The organism is Natrinema sp. SYSU A 869 (genome assembly GCF_019879105.1).
GTDB lineage: Archaea > Halobacteriota > Halobacteria > Halobacteriales > Natrialbaceae > Natrinema.
Genome location: NZ_CP082249.1, coordinates 2,032,921 through 2,051,972, shown reverse-complemented (window position 1 = coordinate 2,051,972; position 19,052 = coordinate 2,032,921). Strand labels below are relative to the sequence as shown.

Below are 19,052 nucleotides of genomic sequence, written 5' to 3'. Positions count from 1 at the left end.
CCCCCGTTGAACTGGAGAGTATGGCTCGAGACGAACTCAAAAATGCGGCCGAGTCGATCGAACAGGCAGCCGACGCGACATCCGACGACGAGGCACAGGACCGACTCCAGACGCAGGCAGCGAAATTTGAGGACTACGCGACGGCCGATCACGGTCCGGATCACGGCCAGCTTGCGCGCCACGAACACATCCTGAACGAGATTGCTGACGACGAGGGCGGCGACGTCGCGTCGAATCTCAAGGATGCGCTCGAGTCGATCACCGAGTTCCGGTCGACGCTCGAGGGCGTCTAGCGGTTCCCGCGGTTTCTCGGTTTCTTGGAGGCTCGGTGAGTAGTAACGGTTCTCGAGAGGGTTCTGGAACCAGTTCGTTCGATGTGAATTGTGAATGAGTGAATGAAGTGGTGGATTTTGATGGGAACGAGAAAGTGTCCTGCTATCGTGGCAACAGGAATCGCCTCGCCCTCCCCAGCCGATTTCTGCTCACGGGCGTGTAGCGCCCGTTCGCATGGTTCTCGGAACCGAAGGTTCCGCGCTACCGCTCACTCACTGGGTTCGTTCGCTCATCCACAGGAAGTCGCTTCGTGTCTTCCACGCCTTCGTTCACTGCGTTCACGAAGACCTCACGCAATAGTGTCGGCTCCCCTCACTAGCACTCGGCTGGCCGACAGCGCGCCACTGCATACCGGCTGGTCAGTCTAAGCGACACAGAGCACCCCTGAACTGAGCACGAAGTCACGAGCAGTTCTTCGACAAGAGACTGTCAGACCATTTTCTGTTAGCAGACGGGCTTGGGGTTCGCGCCCATCCCCTCGAGCGTCTCGACGTACTCGTCGTAGGCGGCCTGGATCGCGCCGGTAGCGGCTTCCTCGGCGCGGTCCCAGTCCTCGTCGCTCTCGCAGACCGTCTCGAGGAGCGCTTTCGCGCGCTCGAGTTGGTCGTCCAAGTCCTCGCCGAACCCGCGGAACAGGCTGGCGGTCTGGGGGTCGGCGTCGCCGACGAAGTAGCCGACGACCTGATCCTTCGAGCGCTGGCTCGCGAGGATGCGGCCGACGAGCGCGCCGACGCGGGAGACGGTGTCCGCCTGGTCGCGCAGGTACTCGTGGAGCGCAGGGACGTCTTCTGGCTCGTACTCGTCGTCCGCGAGCTTACCGTCGACGGTCTCGTAGTGATCCTCTTCCTCCGCGGCCGTAGTTTCGAACACCGCGCGCGCGTCGTCGTCTGCCTCGTCGTCGGCCCACTCGCGGAACGTCTGCCAGGCGGCGTACTCGGCGTCGGCGGTCGCCTCGAGGACGGGTTCCGTTTCGATCTCGCCTTCGGTCTCGGCGTACAGCGACTTCGAGGAGCCGAGTCGTGAGAGTGCGGTCTGGTTGGCCTCGTTGACGGTGTCGACGAACGCGTCCGGATCGGTCATGCAGGTCCCTTCGAGGGGCCCCGAGTTATGTTTAACGTGACGCCGCCGTGGGGATTCCCTACTATCCCCGTGACAGCGGTCGATATACATTGGTTACTGTTCGAACACTGAACTCCAACGGCAGCATAACAATTACCGTACCCAAGGTTTTCTCGAGCGGAATGAAACGACGAGTGTATCTGGTAACGGCCGCCGCAGCGACACTCGGTGGCTGTTCCGCCCTGAGCGATTCGGAATCGTCGGACGAGCCGGACGATGACGACAATGAGACTGACTCGTCCGATCCGTCGGACTCGATCGACGAGGAACCCGGATCGTTCGACCAGTTCGACGACCTCTCGATGTGGGAAGTGATGGACGGTTCGCTGGAACTCGACACGCAGCGAGCGTACGTCGGCGATCAGTCCGGCCGCATGACGGCCGACGAGTCCCAGCAGCGAGTGATGATCAAACGCCGGTTCGACTCGCCACGAGACCTCTCGACCGAGTTCCCCGCACTGGCGTTCGCGACCGAGGAAGACGTTGACCCGGTTGTTCAGCTCACCGACACCGACGGGAACCGGCTGCTCCTCCAATGTGCCCTCGAGCCGGGACTCCCGCTCGCACGTCACGACCTCGCGGTCATAGACACTGACGGTGACCCGGACCTGAGTGCGATCAAACACGCCAAGATCTCCGCGTGGGCGGGCGACCGGTCGGTAACAGTGTGGGTCGACGACTTCCACTTCGTCTCCCGCCCGGACACGGGCAAAGTCCTCCTCCAGTTCGATGGCGGCGACGAGTCCGTCTACACGCGGGCGCGGTCCACGCTATCGGACCACGACTTCCCCGCGACGGCGTTCGTTCCCACCGACTACGTGGGTGGTAGCGGCTATCTCAGCAAAAGCCAACTCGAGACCCTCCAGAGCGATGGCTGGACGATCGGTAGTCACGGGACGACCGCCGGCGATCTCGCCGGCGCGACCGAGTCGGCCCAGCGCGAGCAGGTTCAGGGGGCCATCGAGTGGCTCGAGGACAACGGGTTCGAGGACGGCGCGAATTACTTCTCGTATCCGCTCAATCGCTACGACGACGCGGCGATGAGCGTCGTCGAGGAGAACCACGATATCGGCTTCGTCGGTGGTTATGCCGGTCACGGTGATCTGTCGAACCCCGCCCTCGCACCGCGGGCCGTCAGTCCCGACGCCGACGAGGCGCGACAGCTACTCGACCGGACGGCACGGTTCCGAACGATCACGACGCTCTCCTACCCCGGCCTCACCGGTGCGTCGCAGTGGGCGTTCGAGGAGACGATCTCGTATCTCAGCGACCTTGAGTCGGCCGGCGAGATCGAGGTCGTCGGCCCGGACGATATCGCGTCGAATCATATCTACGAGGAGTAGTCCGCTCGGACAGGGGATCCGTTTCGGGGTTGGTCTGCCGATATTTTTGCGGAGACGACGACTCGAGAGCGACGGCGCTCGCCGGCTCAGTGAGTAGTGCGGAAAATCGGCGCCGTTCGGAGACGGTGCGGCGTTCGGTCACGAGAGAGCGAGGCTCTCTCGAGCGACTACGCTTACTCGCCGCTGCCGGTTTCGATCGGCGCGTTGACGAGGTTGCCCCACTCGGTCCAGGAGCCGTCGTAGTTGACGGTGTCGTCGTAGCCGAGCAGTTCGTGGAGCGCGAACCAGGCGACGGAGGAACGCTCGCCGATACGGCAGTAGGCGACGGTCGTCTCGTCGCCGTCGATGTCTTCCTCGGCGTAGAGCTCCTCGAGCTCGTCGTAGTCCTTGAAGGTGCCGTCGTCGTTGGTCACGGCCGCCCACGAGATGTTCTTCGCGCCGGGGATGTGGCCGCCGCGCTGGGCGGTCTCCTGCAGGCCGGAGGGCGCGAGGATCTCGCCGGAGAACTCCTCAGGCGAGCGAACGTCGACCAGCGGAACACCGCGTTCGATCGCGTTCTCGACGTCCTCTCGGTACGCGCGGATGCTCTCGCGCGGACCGGCGGCGTCGTATTCGGTTGCCGAGAAGTCGGGCTCCTCGTCCGTGGTCGGGTAGTCGTTCTCGAGCCAGTACTCGCGGCCACCGTCGAGCAGGTAGACCTCGTCGTGACCGTAATACTGGAACTGCCAGTAGGTGTAGGCGGCGAACCAGTTGGAGTTGTCACCGTAGAGGACGACCGTGTCGTCCTCGCTGATGCCGTGACTCCCGAGGAGGTCCTCGAAGTCCTCCTTCTCGAGGATGTCTCGCTGGGTCTGGTCCTGCAGTTGGGTTTCCCAGTTGAACCCGATTGCGCCGGGTGCGTGTTCGTCCTCGTAGGCTTCCGTGTCAACGTCGACCTCGACCAGTCGGAGGTCGGAGTCGTCGTCTTGGAAGTCGTCGAGTCGGTCAGCGACCCAGTCGGCCGTGACGAGTACGTCGTTGGCGTAGTCGTTTGCCATACGTGTCCCTACACTGGCGACACACAAAGGGACTTCTTAACCGGTCAATTCGGACACCGATCGACTCTGGCGGAAATTATTGCCGACTTCGCCAGCGCCGATCGTCAGCTCCCGCCGGTTAGCCGCTGCATTCGTCGTATTCGCGGGGTATTCGATATATAGCGATAGGGACAGGTCATCACCCCCGTCAAAACAAGCAAGAGTTGCCACTGTCTCGGTATCCAAAACTCGCCCCGAAATCGGTGCGTACTCGAGTCTTCGTTCCGAACGGCGGACTAATGGACGACTCCGTCGTCGTTTCCCCCGACTGGCTCGCATCGCGACTGGACGATCCACAGGTCCGCATCGTCGACGTCAGAGACGCTTGGGAGTTCGACGGGATCGGTCACCTCCCCGGCGCGATGAGTATCCCGTTCGACAGCTACCGCGACGAGAACGACATTGACCGGGGGACACTGCCGGGTGCTGAAGCCTTCGCGACCCTGCTCGGCGACGCAGGCATCAGCCCTGAGGATACGATCGTCGCCTACGACGACACCCACGGCGTCTTCGCCGCTCGGTTCGTACTCACTGCACTGGAGTACGGCCACGACGACGTCCGCCTGTTAGACGGTGACTACAGCGCCTGGAACCAGGCCCACGAGACGACCAGCGAGACGTCCGCGTTCGAGCAGACTGACTACGAACCCGACCCGCTCGCGCCCGAGGAAAGCCCGTTGGTTGGCTATGACGCTGTCGCGGACGCTCTCAAGCACGACGCCGTCTTCGTCGACACGCGCGAACTCGAGGAGTTCGAGGAGGCGCGCTTGCCAGGTGCCGTGCGGTTCGACTGGCGCGAGGTTGTCGACGACGAAACTCGTCGGTTGAAACCCGAGGGGGAACTCGAGGAATTGCTCGCCGACCACGGCATCACGCCGGATCGAGAAATCGTCCTCTACTGCAACACCGCGCGGCGGATCAGTCACACCTACGTCGTGCTCAAAGCGTTAGGCTACGAGGACGTCCACTTTTATGAGGGCAGTCTCACGGAGTGGCTCGCCAACGACGGCGACGTCGAGACCGGGCCCGCATAACCGCTCGAGGACGAGCAGGGCCATGGCTGCGTCGTTTCCCGCTGGCACGTTCGGTACCGGATGACCCACGCTCCCCCGAACAACCGGATTATCCCACACGTTGATACCGATCGACGCGAATCGACGGCCATGAACGATGGGGTCGGCCGGCGTCGTTTTCTCGTCGCGGCTGCCGGCGCGGGAACGATCGCGGGCTGCTCGTCGTCGGAGCTTGGCGAGTCGGCGTCTGACGAGACGCGACCGCCGCTGCGTCGACGGCGATCGAACGGGTATCGGCGGCGCTGCAGTACGTAGACGCGACGAACGACGGCCCGAAGTGATTGCGACTGAGGGTCGCCAGTACGTCGTCGTCACAATCGGCGAGACGACGGTCGACGTGGCCGAGACTGTCCTCCGGCTGGACGGGACGGAGTACGCCAGTTCGTTCAGCGCGGAGTCGGACGGACGTCTGGACATCGGATTCGAGGTCCCCCGTGACGTTGCGGCGGAGAACGGCGCGGTGCTATAGTAGCCACTGAAACGATTTACACACTAATCGCACAGCTGTCATGTGATTAGGTGTGCATTGACTTTCAGTGGCTACTATAGTCCGAGATGGATCGCGCTCGCTCTCGCGAGACGTCCTCGATCGGCTGGCGAACCCGCCCCGGTTCACCGACGTCTCGTTCGACGCTCGAGCGGAGATCCGCCCCGGGGCGATCATGGGTCTCGACGTTCGCGTCTGGAACAGAGGCGGCCCGGGACCGTTCTCGGGCGTCTTCGACGTCCCCGGCGCACCGCCGACGGTATTCTCGGAGCCGATCGACAGCGATACGCTCTCCGACCACACGGCGCACGTGACGATCGGCGACGACGCGGATCCGGGCGACGAGACGGCCGTCTTCGATACTGGGTTCGAGCAGTACACGGCACCGTTCACGATCGTCACACCGGACGAGACGTAACGTCGAAACTCTGGCCGGCGGCACTCGACGACCGGCTGCGGTCAGGATTCGTCCGTCGTGACGGCCGGCAGCGTGAATCGGAACGTGGTTCCGTCACCGGACTCCGATTCGACCCAGATCTTACCGTCGTGGCGCTCGACGATGCGCCGACAGAGCGCGAGTCCGATCCCCGTTCCGGGGTGCTCCTCGTGGCTGTGGAGTCGTTGAACACCTCGAAGATGCGCTCCTCGTCGTCGGGATCGATGCCGATTCCGTCGTCGCTGACCGAGACGAGCCACTCGTTGCCTGCCGGCTGTGCCTCGACACGGATCCGCGGCGGCTCGTCATCGCTGTACTCGAGCGCGTTGGAGAGCAAGTTCTGAAGCAGTTGCCGTAACTGGTCAGCATCGCCCTCGACGCGGGGTAACGACTCGCTCGAGAGTTCCGCGTCGGTTTCCACGAGTCTGAGTTCCAGGTCGCTTCGCACGTCTGCGAGCACGTCGTTCAGGTCGACGGGTTCGAACGGATCGCCGCGCGTTTCGACCCTCGAGTACGCGAGCAACCCGTCGATCATCGCCTGCATCCGCTCGGCACCGTCCACGGCGAACTCGATGAACTCCCGTCCGTCAGCGTCGAGTTCGTCCGCATATCGCTTTTCGACGAGCGAAAGGTAACTCGAGACCATCCGCAGGGGCTCCTTGAGGTCGTGGGAGGCGGCGTGGGCGAACTGTTCTAACCGCTCGTTCGACGCCTTGAGTTCCCGTTCGGACCGTTGTCGCTCGAGTTCGCTGCTCACCCAGTTACCCAGCAGTTCGACGAACGTGACCTCCCAGTCGGAGAACTCCTCGACGCGCGCTTCCATATCGTAGAAGCAGAAGGTGCCGTACACCTCGTCGCCGACGGTGACTGGCGTCCCGAGATAACAGGAGATTCCCCACTCTGCGTTCCCGGCGCGGTCAGCGAACTCCGGCGCGTCCGCGTCGACGTCCTCGAGCACGAGTGTCTGTTCCGTGTTGACGACGTGTTCGCAGTTCGTGGCGGAAAGCGTAGTGGTGTCGCCCGCCTCGAGGTCGGCGTCGGCTGGTGCGTCGACGGCCTCGAACATGTACTCGTCGGCGTCTTCGTGGACACAGGACAGCGTGGCATAGTCCGTCCCGATCGTTTTCCGAACGACTCCCAGGAGCGAATCGATCTGGTCGGCGAACGATTGGTCGGGGTCCGCGATGACTTCGTAAGCGTCCTGCAGCGCCGCTTCGCGCGCCCGGAGCTGTTCCGCCCGGCGAGCGCGCTGGGTGTTGACGCTGACGGAGACCGTCAGCCCGGTCTCGGAGGGATACGCGCGGCCCTCGAGGCGGGTGTCAAGGGGTTCGGCGACCGTTTCGAACGAAACCGGCTCTTGCGTCTCTATTGCGTGCTCGTATTCGTCGCGAACCGCCGACCCGATCGCGTCGGGGGCCGCCTCCCAAACGACCGTCTCGAGTAACTCCGCCTCGGAGTGCTTGAACAGCCGCTCGGCCGGCTCGTTGCAGAAGGTGAGTCGCCACTCCCCGTCGAGCGCGAAGACGGCATCGGTGATACGCCCGTAGGCTGCTGCAGCGTTACCGTCGTGCGATTCGGACGGTTTCGATTGCTCGGGCATTTACTCCGTTGACGCGCTTGGGACGGATAAGCTATCCGTCGCTCACGTCCCGCCAGTCCGGGGCCGTCGAGTACTTCATCTCCGAAAGCTCGTCGAATGCTGCGTACACCACCTCGTTCAATGCAGGATGGATGTGGACCGGGTCGGCAACGTCGTCGACGGTGCCGCCGCCGTCCATCGCGACGACCACCTCGTGGAGCAGCGTCGCGGCCTGCGGGCCGACGATGTGACAGCCCAGAATCTCACTGTCCGGTCCGGCGATGGCCTTCACGAACCCGTCGTCGGCCTCGAGAATCATCCCCATCGGCGCGGCGTCGTAGGGGACGGTGACGGCCTCGTACTCGCGGTCCGCGGCTGCGAGTTCGTCCTCCGTCCGGCCGACACTGGCGACCCGCGGCTCGGTGAAGATCGCGTGGGGCATCGCCTCGTAGTCGACCGTCTCGCTAGCGTCGTCCAGGACGTTCCGCGTCACGACCTGTGCCTCGTCGTCGGCCGCGTGCTTGAACGGCTGCTCGCCGAGGACATCGCCCAGCGCCCAGACGCCGTCGACGGTCGTCTCGAGGGTCTCGTTCGTCTCGATGTGTCCCTTCTCGTCGACCTCGATACCAGTCTCCTCGAGATCGAGCGTGTCCGTATTCGGTTGCCGCCCGGTCGCGATCAGGAGGTCGTCGGCGGTGAGTTCGACTGCCTCGCCGTCGTCGCTGTCGTCGCTCGGTTCCGCGGTAACGACGACTCCCTCCTCGTCTCCCTCGTCCCTGCTGCCTCGACCTCGGCCGCCTCATGTCCGGTGTAGACGTCGCAGTAGGTCTCCATGGACTCGGTCACGACCGCACTGACCGCGTCGTCTTCCCGGGGTACTAACCGCCCGCTGCGGCCGACGATCGATACCTCCGCCCCCAGCGCGCCGAAGAAGTAGCCCAGTTCGGCCCCGATGTAGCCGCCCCCGACGATCACGAGTTCGTCGGGTCGCTCCGCGAGGAAGAGCGCGTCGTCGCTCGTGAGGAAATCGACGTCCTCGATGCCGTCGATCGGCGGGACCATCGGTCGACCCCCGACGGCGATGACGACGGTTTCACCGCTGATTTCCTGCGTTTCCTTCCCCTCGTCGTTCGGCTCGATCTCGATCGTTCGATCGTCGACGAACCGACCCTCGCCACGGTAGAGGGTGACGTTCTCGCTGTCCCGCAGGCTGGCCTCCTGATTGTCAGCCTTCTCGTAGACGGTGTCGTGAATCGAGGCCGTGATCTCACCGTAATCGGTGTCTTTTAACTGCGCAGCGACGCCGAACGCCTCGGCCCCTCGCACGTCCTCCATGACGTCCGCCCGGTGGATGAGCGCCTTCGAGGGGACACAGCCGCGAGTGATACACGCACCGCCGAGTGGTCCTGGCTCGACGACCGCCGCCTCGAGGCCCTGTCTGGCCGCCGCGGTCGCGACCTGACTGCCCGACCCGCCGCCGAGCACGACGATATCGTACGACTCCATACCGAGAGCGACCACGGACGGCCGCGTAAAACGAGCGCCTGCTATGTGAACGGTGTTTCTACGCTCTCGCCCGCGGACAGTTCACTGCCGTCCGCCGCCCCGCATCGGTTCGGCAGTTGTCACCGCCTGTTCCGGATTCGTTAACCGAACCAGACCGATGATATTTATTCCGCTGGGAGTTGGTATCGATGGTAACGGATCACGACTCGAGCAACGGTATCACTATCACCGGAAACCGGTTCGTCAGGTTCCTGTTCACCAACGAGTACGTCCAGCCGGCGGTCAACCTAGTCACCGTCGGGCTCTTCGTATACGCGATCTACCGGGCCGCGGTGGGACCGACGGAGTCGAGTGTAAACTTCGGAACTGTCGCGTTCTTCGACCTCTGGTGGTCGCCGGTGATGATCCTCAGCCTCCTCGTTTTCGGTCGGATCTGGTGTTTCTTCTGCCCGCTCGGCGCGATCGTTCGATTCACGCAGCGATTCGGTCTGCAACGTTATTTCCCGATGTACACGCACAGGCGATGGCTCGTGCTCGGCCTGCCGATTTCGATCCTGTCGCTGACCGCCGTGACGTTCGCGCTGGCGCGGTGGCCGATGTATAAGGTCGGCGTCGCCTACACGCCGCGGCTCGTCCCCTCCTACTGGCTCGCGATTCTCGCCGTCGCCGTCGGGATCAGTCTCGTCTACCGGCGACAGGCCTTCTGCCGGTACGTCTGTCCCGCGACCGGCGTGATGAGCGTCACCGCGAAGCTCTCGCCCCTCGAGATCTCACAGCGCGCCGAGACCGGCGTCCGCTGTGCGACCCTCGAGTATGGGAGCGAGTACCTGAGCACCGATCGCCGGTGTACCGCGTGCATGAAGTGTACGACCGAGCGACCGGACGAAGACGTCGAATTGCGGTTTCGCTGGCCCGGCTCGAAGATCGTCACCGAGCGCGTTCCGCTGGTCGACGAGGCGATCGTCGCGCTCGTCGTCTGGGCGGTCTTCCCGATCGATCACGTCCTCGGCGACGCCGTCGAAGGGTTCGCGGTCGTGGCGGGGCTGCCGGGGCTGCTGACGCCCACGACGGCGTATCTCGCGAGTATCACGGCAACGATCCTCGGATTCACGGCTGTCAACCGGCTCGCGAGCGACTTGAGCGGTCTCGACTGGACCGAGTCGTACACCAAGTTCGGGCTCGCGTACGCGCCGCTCGGCGTTATGTACTCGCTCGGCGCGCACGTTATCGGCGGCCTGTTAGAAGACGGCGGCCACACCCTGAACGCGTTCGCGAACGGGCTGGGACTCCCGCTTTCCCTCCCTGGCGGCGCGAGTCCGGCGCTCGTGTCGGCCTGGGAGGCGTTCTTCGTCGGCGGTTGGCTGTGGCTCGCCGTCGGCTGGAGCGGTCTGATCGTCTGGCAGGTCGCCGACACGATGACCGACTCGAAGAAACGGGCGCTGCAGCGTTCGTCCCGCACGTCGCGTTCATGACTGTCTGTACTGCTCTCGTCGTTCTCACACACTGACTGGCGTCCGCGCCTCAGAGCCAGTCGTCGCCCGGATCGTCCGACGTGGCTTCCGTGTAGGTCTTGACTGTCTCCGCGAGGTTTGCGAGGGCCTCTTCTGGCGTCTGTCCCTGACTCGAGACGCCGGTTTCCTCGTCGTCGGCGATGTGGAGGCCGTGGTCGTTGACTCGCATGGTCACGTCCGCGTCCTCGAGTCCCTCGTACTCCGAGGGATCGACGTCTGCGTCGGAACTCATGGACGGGGATTGGCGCGCTCGAGTGAAATACGCATCGACGCCGCCGCCGACCGGCTCACAGCTCGGAGCGTTTGACCAGCGCGTAGACGAGCAGGGCGGCGAGGATCGTACTGAGGTATGCCTCGGAGCCGGCGAGAAAGCGGGCGAGCGGTCCCACGGGGCCGATGTTGCCGTAGCCGATCGTCGTGTAACTGATGTAGCTGAAGTAGAGGTTATTGTAGAACCCCGTCGCTTCCGTTTCGAACAGCGGCCCGCCGAACGCGTACGGGATCGCGAAGAACAGCGGTGCGATGGCGAACGCGATGCCGATCCGCATCGGTCGCATGCCGTGGCCGCAGGTGATCCCGAGGAAGAAGTTCTCCGCGGCGCGACCGAGGTTCTTCGTCCGCGTCAGTAGTCCGGAATCCGGATCGCGGACGGCCTCGAGGCTCTTGTGTCGGCTGTACCGCTGGCGCTTGACGCGGAACTCGCCGGCGGTCTTCATGTCGCCGATCGCGCTCGCGCTCTGTTTGGCCTTCAGATACGTCGTTTCGACGACCTCCGGCGTCATCTCGAGCGCGTAATCGGGGTCGAAGTCGTCCGTCGACGGCTCGTCGAAGGCGTGGACGGTCCAGCCGTTCCGGTCGAGGTACTCGCGGTGGCCGCTGAAATCGAAGGTGTGGCCGTCGAACTCGTCGAACTCCGTCCGGCAGAACCGAAAGTAATCGAGGAGCTGGCGGTGATCGCGCGTCCGCTCGGCCACGAGGTCGACATCGCCGATGCTCGCGAGCGTCAGGTCGTACCGTACCCACCCCTTGGCGGGCTGGACGATCCGGCCGCTACGAATCTTTCCGCGGGTGAAATCGACGAACGCGTCGTCGTCAATCCCCTGTGCTTCGAAGTCGATCCGTTCGGAGACGAGACACCGTCTGAAATCGACCGTGCCGCCGAACGCCGTCTCTAGGAAGTTCGCCGACGAAATTTCGGCGTCGTGAAAGTCGACATCGTCGACGAACCGGGCCCCTTCGAAGGAGACGTCGTCTTTGAGGTGGTTCGCACCGCCGACGAACTCACAGCCGCGGAAGGAACACGGTCCGTCGAATTGGACGCCGGAGAAGTCGGCGTCTTCACGGAACCGTCCCTCGTCGAAGTCGACCCCGCGGTCGAACGAGGCGTCGGGGAAGTCCGCATCGCCGGTGAACGTCGCCGATTCGAAGACCGCGTCCTCGCGGAACTCGGCGGCGGCGAACGTGACGTAGCGAAACGTTGCGTGTCGAAACGTCACGTCGTCGTGGAAGGTCGTCCCGGCGAAACTGGCATCGTCGACCAGCGACCGAGCCCCGCCCTCGAACGAGCCGCCCCGAAAGGTCGCCGGCCCTCGGAACGCGGCGTCGGTGAACGCGGTATCCCCCTCGAACCGGACCTCGTCGAAGTCCGCGTCCGCGCCGAATTCGGCACCGTGAAATTCTGCATCGCCGGTGAACGTCGCCTCCTGGAAGACTGCCGCCTCGTTGCAGGTGATTCCGTCGAACGTCGAAAACCCGAACTCCGTCTCGCGGAAGGTCACGTCGGCGCGAAAGATCGCCCCCGAAAACGTCGTGTTGTCCTCGAGGTGGTTCGAGTCGCCGTGACACTCCGCTGCCCGAAACGACACCTCGTCGTCGAACGTGGTACCATCGAAGCGAACGTCGTCGCGGAAGGTCGCCTCGTCGCAGTTGACCGGCCCCTCGAACGTCGCTCCGTCGAACGTGACGTCGTCGTCGAACGTCGCCTCGAAGAGGTTTGTTTCCCCGGTAATGGTCGCATCCGAACACGAAATCGATGCGTCGACGTGGGCTTCCGTCAACCGGAGCGACCCGATGGTAGCACCGTCGAGCACGAACGGCAGCGTCACCAGCGCGTACGTCAGCGAGAGCCCCTCGATGGTCGCCCCGCTGAGATCAACCGGGTGACGATCGACGCTCTCGAGGGCGGTCCGATCCAGCGATAGCTCGGGCAGTGTGACGCCACTGAGGTCCTTCTGGGCCTTGGTCCCGCGGACGAGCACCGCGCGAAACGTTTCGCGGACTTCGTCGTCGGTGATCCCTCGCGCCTCTCGCTCGGCAGGCGAGAGATGCAACACCGAGGGGTCGACCGACGAACCGGCTCCCGTCTGGAGACGGCCGTCCGACTCCGCGACCGTCCTGTCGTCGATATCGGAGCCGTCACCCTCGTTGGCGGTGGCCCCGTCCCCCCTCCCGGCCTCGTCCCCTGATTTATCTTCCATTGGGGACCGTTATGTAAACGCGCATCATATAAGTTCACAATATAGCCTGTTGTCAAACCGTGTCCGATGGCGCGGGCGTATCCGCCGCACGAGCGGCCGACGCCTCGAGCGCCGACGCCTCGAGCGCCGACGAGTCGTGATCGGTCGCAAAGACGGTCCGCGTGTACAGGGCGAGATCGAACTCGGGATAGGTGTGATACGTCTCGTAGCCGTCCGCGTCGATTTCGATCGTCGTGACGGCATCGGGATCGCCGTCGAACGCGTACGCGAGGTCGAACGATCCCGGTCGAGACAGGTATCGATCGCGGGGAAACGCCGAGAGCGGCCGGTGTTCGACCCGCGTTACGCACTGAAGGGCGTCGGCCTCGAACGTGAGCCGGCGGGACGGTCGATCCGACTCGAGCGGAATCGCGGTTCCGTTGCGACTCGCTGACGGGGCGGGATCACACGTCGCGAGCTCGTGAAACCCGTACTCGGGCGCGCTGATGTAGTGTGAGCTACCGATGATCCGAAACGTGAACTTGGTCCCCAGGAACGGCCGCGTGAGCGAGTTGAACACGCGGACGCCGTCGGTCGCTGGCGGGCGGTCGGTGTGAACGAATTGGAGGGTCTCTCGAGACATGGTCAGTCGACGATGATGTCGTAGTTCGGGCGCAGAATGCTGTTCGGCTCGACGTCCTCGTAGACGGGGAGCGACCGCCAGCGCCACTCGTCGAACGTCTCAGCGTGGTCGCGGACGTAGTCGCTCTTCGCACGCTCGAGGTCGGGTTTCGGTGTCGGGCCGTCCGAGAGCACGTAGAAGCGCTCGCCGGGCTCGAGCCCCCCGTCGCCGTCGAGGTCGTCGTACACGTAGTAGGGAAGGTACCGGTCGAATCCGGCATCTCGGACGGTGGTGGTGTAGGCCTTGTTGTGCGCCGGATGGCCGCTCCTCGTGTAGACCCAGGAGACGACGAGGCCGTCGTCGGTCAGGTGCTCGCGGACCTGAGTGTAGAACTCCGTCGAGTACAGCGACAGCGTCTCGTCGCTTCGCGCACCGGGGACATCGAGCAGGACGAGGTCGTACGTCTCGTCGGTCTCTCGCAGGTAGGTGACGGCGTCCTCGGTCGTCGTGTTCAACCGGTCGTACTCGTAGGCGTCGTCGTTGTACTGCCGGAAGAACTCGCGTTCCCGCGCCATCTCGAGGAACTCGCCATCGATGTCGACCTGATCGACCGAGGCATTATACTGGCGGAGGTGGTCGACGGCGATGTAATCGCCGCCGCCGACGAGCAAGACGTTCAGTGAGGACGGATCCTCGAACGTCGTCATCGGGACGTCGACGAGCCCGCTGTGATAGGAGTCCACCCAGGTATCACAGAACTGTATCGCCTGATCGAGGTGGAGACACTGCTCCGTCTGGGCGTGGCCCTCGAGATCGCGCTCGTAGGTGAGCACCGTCTGGTAGCGCGTCGTCTCGTAGCTGAGTGCCCTGACGTCGGCCGCACCCTCGCGGTACTCGCCCTCGATGTTGCGCTCGAGGTATGTCGTCGTCACCGCGCGGTCGACGGCGGCGGGATGGCCGACGAGGCCGGCATAGGTGCCGGTCAGGAGGAGGCCGACGACGAGGACGGTTCGCCACCGCCCCGCGGTCGGTCGTGAGAGCACTCGAGCGGAGCCCGAGAACGTCCACGCGGCGAAGGCCAGCGCGGCGATGGCGTTCAACAGCCCCAGTGCGAACACGGACACGACAAGCCCGAACCGGGGGTACAACACGAGCGCGTAGACGACCGTCCCCGCCAGACTCCCGAGGTAGTCGACGCCGAGCACCTCGGAGAAGGACCGCTCGTCCGGCTCGCCGACGGCGAAGAAGACGCCGAGGACGACGCGGACGATCCGTCGCGGATACAGCCGCCCCAGCGACGCGAAGATCGTGTCCTCGCGGTCCTCGACGAGGTCGGTCAGGAGCGGGACTTCGAATCCGGATAGCACGCCGACGACGAGGATCGGGACGTGCGAGAGCACGAGGACCAGCGGTTCTTTCCCGGCGAAGGTGAGTTCCGGAAGGGAGTTGACCGCGACGATGGCCATCGCTCCCGCGGGGCCCGCGATCGCGAGGTAGATCTCGGTCCGGAGGAAGTTCGACTCCGTCTCGCCGAGCTGTGCGGAGAGCACCGAGCCGATCCCGAGCGAGAACATGTAGAGCCCGATCGTGATCGAGTATCGGAGGACGGTTCCGCCAAAGAACACCGTGAGCAGCTCCGAGTAGACGAGTTCGTACGCGATCGAACAGAACGCGACGACGAACGTCGCCGCCAGCGCGACCCGTCGATCGGTGAGGACCGAACCGGACCCGCCGGTCTCCGCCCTCTCAGTTGCGTCGGGTCGGCCCCCGTCGGCGCTATCGGTTGGTGTCTCGTCGGACATGTGAACTGAATTCGTCGGTATCGACTCGTCCGGCGACGGTCTCGACTGCTCGATCCGAACTGACTCGAGCAGTGGGGACCGTCATCGGACCAATCGGCGGCTACAGTCGCGGTCGGACGTGCCACTCCTCGTCGACGGTGAGTCTGCCGGTCGACGATCGATCGAGTTTGAAGTCGGCCGCTTGCCAGTTGAAGTTCGTCTCGCCGCCGGGCGATTCGAGGTGGGTGCCGACGCGGTACCAGCCCTCGTCGGCGGTCGCGGTAGAGGCGACGCCGTCGCCGGTGTCGGTGTCGGTCTCGTTTTCGGTGGAAGATTCGGCTGCGGTCTCGTTCTCGGTGGGGGATTCGGTCGCGGTCTCGTTCCCGGCAGTGGCTCCCGATTCGGCGTCGGGATCCGAGTCCGACGTGAGGGTCGCGAGGTCGACCTCGAGCGTCGTCCCCGGGTCGAGATCGCTCCACTCCCGGTCCCAGTCGACCGGCTCCGGCCCCGGCGAGTTCGTCTGGTACTGGCTGTTCGAACCCATGTAGGCGACGCCGAGGGCGGCGATAGCCGCGGTGTACATCTGGGTCTCGTCCTCGTGATCGTCGCGCCAGTTCCTGTGCGAATGCCCGCCGTAGATGGCCCAGCCGTGTCGACCCGTGGGAGCCGACGAGTAGCCGCCGCTGCCGCGACCGGTCGCACCGCCTCTCCCGGACCCCGACCCTGAGGACCGCGAGCCGGCACGCGCAGTGCCGATCGGGAGCAGCGAGCCGACGATCGCGGACTCGTCGACGTTGTCGATAGTCGATTCGACTTTCGGTTCCGAGTCGAGGGCGATCTCCATCGTTCCGTCCGCGATCGAGACGTCCTCGAACACCTCGGCCTTTCGCGGCGGTGGCTCGTCGCTCCCGTCGCTCCCGTTGCTCCCGAGGCAGCCGGCCAACCCCCCGGTCGCGATCGCGAGTCCTCCTCCACCGATGCGAAGGAACCGCCGTCGATTCATACCCTCCTGTGAACGTTCCATCACAAAGTGTTTTAGGTTTTATAGACAGTCTCTTCATCCACTATTCGAACCGTTGAAGTGAACGGCCTGAGTACCTCGAGCGTAATATGACCGGGAACGAGAACGCGGTGCGACGGGAGGTCTCGGGCGACGTTCGCATCGGTGGGGGCGAGACCGCACCCGTCGAACTCCGCGGTGCCGAAGACGTCTACGTGAGCGCCGAGGGCGTTTCCGGGCGGCTCACGATTCACGATCCGGAGTACGTCTTCACGGACGTTCCGACCGGTGCCGAACCCGCCGATTCGGCCGACGCTCGGACGGTGTTAACCGGCAATCTCGACGACGGCTACGTCGACGGCGCCGACGGAGACGTTCACGTCACTGGGGCCGAAGACGTCTTCGTCGAACACGGGGCAGCCGAGACGCTCTCGACTATCGGTGCCGAGCAGGTCTTCTACGACGACGCGGCAGCGCCCACTCGGTCGCCGGAGGACTACGAGGTCTCGGTCTCGGGTTGGCAACAGACGCGAGATGTCCGCGATCCCCGCGACGGCATCTCCGTCAGGGGCGCGAAGAACGAACTGACCGTGACCGACGCGCGCCACGATCTCACCCTCTACGTCGCGGGGTGGGGCAACGAGATCCGCATCGAGGGCCAGGCGATCGATGTGACGGTCTACTTCGTCGGTCGGGACAACCGCGTCAGCGTCGGCCCGTACGTCACGGCAACCACAGGGGCTGAGAGCGGCTACGACAACGACCTCGAGTCAGATCCCCTTCCGCCGGAAGCACTCGTCGAACAGACCGAGGCTGAAGCTTACAAGGGAGCATTCTTCGGCCGTCACAAGGTGACCTATCAGGAACCGGCGTCAGGGAAAGAGTGGTGTCCCAACTGCGGCGAGAGCACGGACGCCGTCATTACACGCAAGCAGCGCGACGCCTTCTTCCTGTTCGGGAAACCGATCCGCACCTACGACAGCGGCGACGGGGCCTTCGAGTGCGAACACTGCACGCCCATCGCGATCGGCTCCGTCGAACTCTCGCCCGAGGAACGGAAACGGATTCTCGGCTAGGACGGGTCCTGTGACCTCGGATCGACGGTTGGCATTGCTCCCGATCCGTTCCCTCAATGCGACTCGAGTCCGGGCCGGTCGGCCTCTCCGTCACTGCCGTCTAGTCGGCCTTTCTGCACCGCGTCGCTCGCTCGCTGCGTGGCGTCCGTGCTGGAGAACCGTTTCGCCGCGACCGGCAACTAGATAAAACCTTTAACGCCGTCGTCCCGTAGTCCCAGCAAATGGTACTCGACGATCTCGGGACTTCTCTGCGGGGGACCTTGGACAAGCTCCGCGGGAAGTCGCGACTCAGCGAAGAAGACATCGAGGAGATCGTCAAGGAGATCCAGCGATCGCTGCTCTCCGCCGATGTCGACGTCTCGCTCGTGATGGAGCTGTCGGACAATATCGAGGAGCGCGCCTTAGAGGAAGAACCGCCTGCCGGCACCCCCGCGCGGGACTTCGTCCTCCGCATCGTCTACGAGGAACTGGTCGATCTCATCGGCGACTCGACCGAACTCCCCCTCGAGGAACAGACGATCCTGCTCGCGGGGCTGCAGGGGTCCGGGAAGACCACGTCCGCCGCGAAGATGGCGTGGTGGTTCTCGACGAAGGGGCTCCGACCGGCCATCATTCAGACAGACACCTTCCGACCTGGTGCGTACGACCAAGCCCAGGAAATGTCTGAGCGTGCGGAGGTCGACTTCTATGGGAACCCCGACAGCGAGGACCCCGTCGAAATCGCCCGCAAGGGCCTCGAGGAGACCAGTGACGCCGACGTTCACATCGTGGACACGGCGGGTCGCCACGCCTTAGAGGAGGACCTGATCGACGAGATCGAGCAGATTGAGGACGTCGCAGATCCCGATACGTCGTTGCTCGTCCTCGACGCTGCGATCGGGCAGGGCGCGAAGGACCAGGCCCAGCAGTTCGATGAGTCGATCGGGATCGATGGCGTCGTCATCACGAAGCTAGACGGGACGGCGAAGGGTGGCGGTGCGCTGACTGCGGTCGACCAGACCGACTCCTCGATCGCCTTCCTCGGGACCGGTGAGGAGGTCCAGGACATCGAGCGCTTCGAGCCCGACGGCTTCATCTCGCGACTGCTCGGCATGGGGGACCTCAGCCAGCTCGCCGAGCGCGTCGAGCGCGCGATGGAGGAGACTGATATCGAGGAGGAGGACTGGGACCCCGAGGACATGCTCCAGGGCCAGTTCACCCTGAACGATATGCAAAAACAGATGGAGGCAATGAACAACATGGGGCCGCTCGATCAGGTGATGGACATGATCCCCGGTCTCGGCGGCGGGATCAAGGATCAGCTCCCCGAGGACGCGATGGACGTCACCCAGGAGCGGATGCGGGCCTTTACCGTCATCATGGACTCGATGACCGAAAAGGAAAAGGAGTACCCCAAAGCGATTGGCGCGAGCCAGATCGAGCGCATCGCCCGCGGTTCGGGAACCGACGAGGAACAGGTTCGGGAACTGCTCCAGCAGTACAAGATGATGGAGCGCACGATGAAGCAGTTCCAGGGCATGGGCTCCGAACAGGAGATGCAGCGCATGATGCAGCAGATGCAACAGGGCGGCGGTGGCGGTGGCGGCGGGATGGGCGGCATGGGGCCGTTCGGATAACGCCGTGGATTGTCCTATCCACCGACCATCGACCACTG

At 64.3% G+C, this 19,052-nt stretch carries 16 protein-coding genes and 2 pseudogenes; 9 read left to right on the top strand and 9 right to left on the bottom strand.

Annotated elements, in window-relative coordinates:
- The first annotated feature begins 20 nt into the window (after nucleotides 1–20).
- Nucleotides 21–293, top strand: a complete 273-nt coding sequence (locus K6I40_RS18340; protein ID WP_222915201.1) for a hypothetical protein — start codon at nucleotides 21–23, stop codon at nucleotides 291–293.
- Nucleotides 294–777: 484 nt separating this feature from the next.
- On the opposite strand, the gene K6I40_RS18335 is transcribed toward K6I40_RS18340, so the two are convergent.
- Nucleotides 778–1,413 (bottom strand): rubrerythrin family protein, encoded by a 636-nt coding sequence (locus K6I40_RS18335; protein ID WP_222915199.1) that lies wholly within the window; start codon nucleotides 1,411–1,413, stop codon nucleotides 778–780.
- Nucleotides 1,414–1,574: 161 nt separating this feature from the next.
- Here K6I40_RS18335 and K6I40_RS18330 point away from each other — a divergent pair, with 161 nt between their 5' ends.
- On the top strand, nucleotides 1,575–2,795 hold the full coding sequence (locus K6I40_RS18330) for a polysaccharide deacetylase family protein (protein WP_222915197.1): 1,221 nt from the start codon (nucleotides 1,575–1,577) through the stop codon (nucleotides 2,793–2,795).
- A gap of 173 nt (nucleotides 2,796–2,968) precedes the next feature.
- Here the strand turns inward: K6I40_RS18330 and K6I40_RS18325 are convergent, their stop codons facing one another.
- Nucleotides 2,969–3,832: a sulfurtransferase gene (locus K6I40_RS18325; RefSeq protein ID WP_222915195.1), complete on the bottom strand. Its 864-nt coding sequence runs from the start codon at nucleotides 3,830–3,832 to the stop codon at nucleotides 2,969–2,971.
- Nucleotides 3,833–4,110: 278 nt separating this feature from the next.
- On the opposite strand from K6I40_RS18325, the gene K6I40_RS18320 reads away from it, so the two are divergent.
- From K6I40_RS18320 to K6I40_RS18305, 4 genes are all read left to right on the top strand, one after another.
- The gene (locus K6I40_RS18320) at nucleotides 4,111–4,905 is read left to right on the top strand and encodes a sulfurtransferase (protein ID WP_222915194.1); all 795 of its coding nucleotides are present in this window, start codon (nucleotides 4,111–4,113) and stop codon (nucleotides 4,903–4,905) included.
- A 129-nt stretch (nucleotides 4,906–5,034) separates the two neighbouring features.
- Nucleotides 5,035–5,199 (top strand): hypothetical protein, encoded by a 165-nt coding sequence (locus K6I40_RS18315; protein WP_222915191.1) that lies wholly within the window; start codon nucleotides 5,035–5,037, stop codon nucleotides 5,197–5,199.
- A 22-nt stretch (nucleotides 5,200–5,221) separates the two neighbouring features.
- Entirely contained in the window at nucleotides 5,222–5,413 is a 192-nt protein-coding gene (locus K6I40_RS18310) for a hypothetical protein (RefSeq protein ID WP_222915189.1), read from the top strand.
- A gap of 67 nt (nucleotides 5,414–5,480) precedes the next feature.
- Nucleotides 5,481–5,849, top strand: a complete 369-nt coding sequence (locus K6I40_RS18305) for a hypothetical protein (protein ID WP_222915187.1) — start codon at nucleotides 5,481–5,483, stop codon at nucleotides 5,847–5,849.
- Between the two features lie 41 nt (nucleotides 5,850–5,890).
- Here K6I40_RS18305 and K6I40_RS18300 read toward each other — a convergent pair.
- Nucleotides 5,891–7,467, bottom strand: a pseudogene (locus K6I40_RS18300) (ATP-binding protein).
- 31 nt (nucleotides 7,468–7,498) lie between these two features.
- Nucleotides 7,499–8,952 (bottom strand): annotated as a pseudogene (locus K6I40_RS18295) (dihydrolipoyl dehydrogenase).
- A gap of 188 nt (nucleotides 8,953–9,140) precedes the next feature.
- Here K6I40_RS18295 and K6I40_RS18290 point away from each other — a divergent pair.
- Nucleotides 9,141–10,424 (top strand): 4Fe-4S binding protein, encoded by a 1,284-nt coding sequence (locus K6I40_RS18290; protein ID WP_255681717.1) that lies wholly within the window; start codon nucleotides 9,141–9,143, stop codon nucleotides 10,422–10,424.
- Between the two features lie 49 nt (nucleotides 10,425–10,473).
- Here the strand turns inward: K6I40_RS18290 and K6I40_RS18285 are convergent, their stop codons facing one another.
- The 5 genes from K6I40_RS18285 to K6I40_RS18265 all read right to left on the bottom strand — a co-directional run bounded on the left by K6I40_RS18285 (nucleotide 10,474) and on the right by K6I40_RS18265 (nucleotide 16,325).
- On the bottom strand, nucleotides 10,474–10,695 hold the full coding sequence (locus tag K6I40_RS18285) for a hypothetical protein (RefSeq protein ID WP_222915185.1): 222 nt from the start codon (nucleotides 10,693–10,695) through the stop codon (nucleotides 10,474–10,476).
- A 55-nt stretch (nucleotides 10,696–10,750) separates the two neighbouring features.
- The gene (locus K6I40_RS18280) at nucleotides 10,751–12,940 is read right to left on the bottom strand and encodes a potassium channel family protein (protein WP_222915183.1); all 2,190 of its coding nucleotides are present in this window, start codon (nucleotides 12,938–12,940) and stop codon (nucleotides 10,751–10,753) included.
- A gap of 52 nt (nucleotides 12,941–12,992) precedes the next feature.
- Nucleotides 12,993–13,562, bottom strand: coding sequence for a DUF2617 family protein (locus K6I40_RS18275; RefSeq protein ID WP_222915181.1), 570 nt, complete (start codon nucleotides 13,560–13,562; stop codon nucleotides 12,993–12,995).
- A 2-nt stretch (nucleotides 13,563–13,564) separates the two neighbouring features.
- Complete coding sequence (locus tag K6I40_RS18270) at nucleotides 13,565–15,343, bottom strand: spermidine synthase (protein WP_222915179.1); 1,779 nt, start codon at nucleotides 15,341–15,343, stop codon at nucleotides 13,565–13,567.
- 100 nt (nucleotides 15,344–15,443) lie between these two features.
- Nucleotides 15,444–16,325 (bottom strand): hypothetical protein, encoded by an 882-nt coding sequence (locus K6I40_RS18265; RefSeq protein ID WP_255681713.1) that lies wholly within the window; start codon nucleotides 16,323–16,325, stop codon nucleotides 15,444–15,446.
- A gap of 107 nt (nucleotides 16,326–16,432) precedes the next feature.
- Here K6I40_RS18265 and K6I40_RS18260 point away from each other — a divergent pair, with 107 nt between their 5' ends.
- On the top strand, nucleotides 16,433–17,398 hold the full coding sequence (locus K6I40_RS18260) for a hypothetical protein (protein ID WP_222915176.1): 966 nt from the start codon (nucleotides 16,433–16,435) through the stop codon (nucleotides 17,396–17,398).
- A gap of 221 nt (nucleotides 17,399–17,619) precedes the next feature.
- A complete protein-coding gene (locus K6I40_RS18255) occupies nucleotides 17,620–19,014 on the top strand; it encodes a signal recognition particle protein Srp54 (RefSeq protein ID WP_222915174.1) in 1,395 nt (464 codons plus the stop codon).
- The last annotated feature ends 38 nt before the right edge of the window (nucleotides 19,015–19,052 follow it).

Coding starts and splice junctions, on each gene's coding strand:
- K6I40_RS18275 (WP_222915181.1), bottom strand. CDS start 13,562: ATGTCTCGAGAGACCCTCCAATTCGTTCACACCGACCGCCCGCCAGCG.
- K6I40_RS18320 (WP_222915194.1), top strand. CDS start 4,111: ATGGACGACTCCGTCGTCGTTTCCCCCGACTGGCTCGCATCGCGACTG.
- K6I40_RS18255 (WP_222915174.1), top strand. CDS start 17,620: ATGGTACTCGACGATCTCGGGACTTCTCTGCGGGGGACCTTGGACAAG.
- K6I40_RS18280 (WP_222915183.1), bottom strand. CDS start 12,940: ATGGAAGATAAATCAGGGGACGAGGCCGGGAGGGGGGACGGGGCCACC.
- K6I40_RS18270 (WP_222915179.1), bottom strand. CDS start 15,343: ATGTCCGACGAGACACCAACCGATAGCGCCGACGGGGGCCGACCCGAC.
- K6I40_RS18285 (WP_222915185.1), bottom strand. CDS start 10,695: ATGAGTTCCGACGCAGACGTCGATCCCTCGGAGTACGAGGGACTCGAG.
- K6I40_RS18290 (WP_255681717.1), top strand. CDS start 9,141: ATGGTAACGGATCACGACTCGAGCAACGGTATCACTATCACCGGAAAC.
- K6I40_RS18335 (WP_222915199.1), bottom strand. CDS start 1,413: ATGACCGATCCGGACGCGTTCGTCGACACCGTCAACGAGGCCAACCAG.
- K6I40_RS18340 (WP_222915201.1), top strand. CDS start 21: ATGGCTCGAGACGAACTCAAAAATGCGGCCGAGTCGATCGAACAGGCA.
- K6I40_RS18260 (WP_222915176.1), top strand. CDS start 16,433: ATGACCGGGAACGAGAACGCGGTGCGACGGGAGGTCTCGGGCGACGTT.
- K6I40_RS18330 (WP_222915197.1), top strand. CDS start 1,575: ATGAAACGACGAGTGTATCTGGTAACGGCCGCCGCAGCGACACTCGGT.
- K6I40_RS18265 (WP_255681713.1), bottom strand. CDS start 16,325: ATGAATCGACGGCGGTTCCTTCGCATCGGTGGAGGAGGACTCGCGATC.
- K6I40_RS18315 (WP_222915191.1), top strand. CDS start 5,035: ATGAACGATGGGGTCGGCCGGCGTCGTTTTCTCGTCGCGGCTGCCGGC.
- K6I40_RS18325 (WP_222915195.1), bottom strand. CDS start 3,832: ATGGCAAACGACTACGCCAACGACGTACTCGTCACGGCCGACTGGGTC.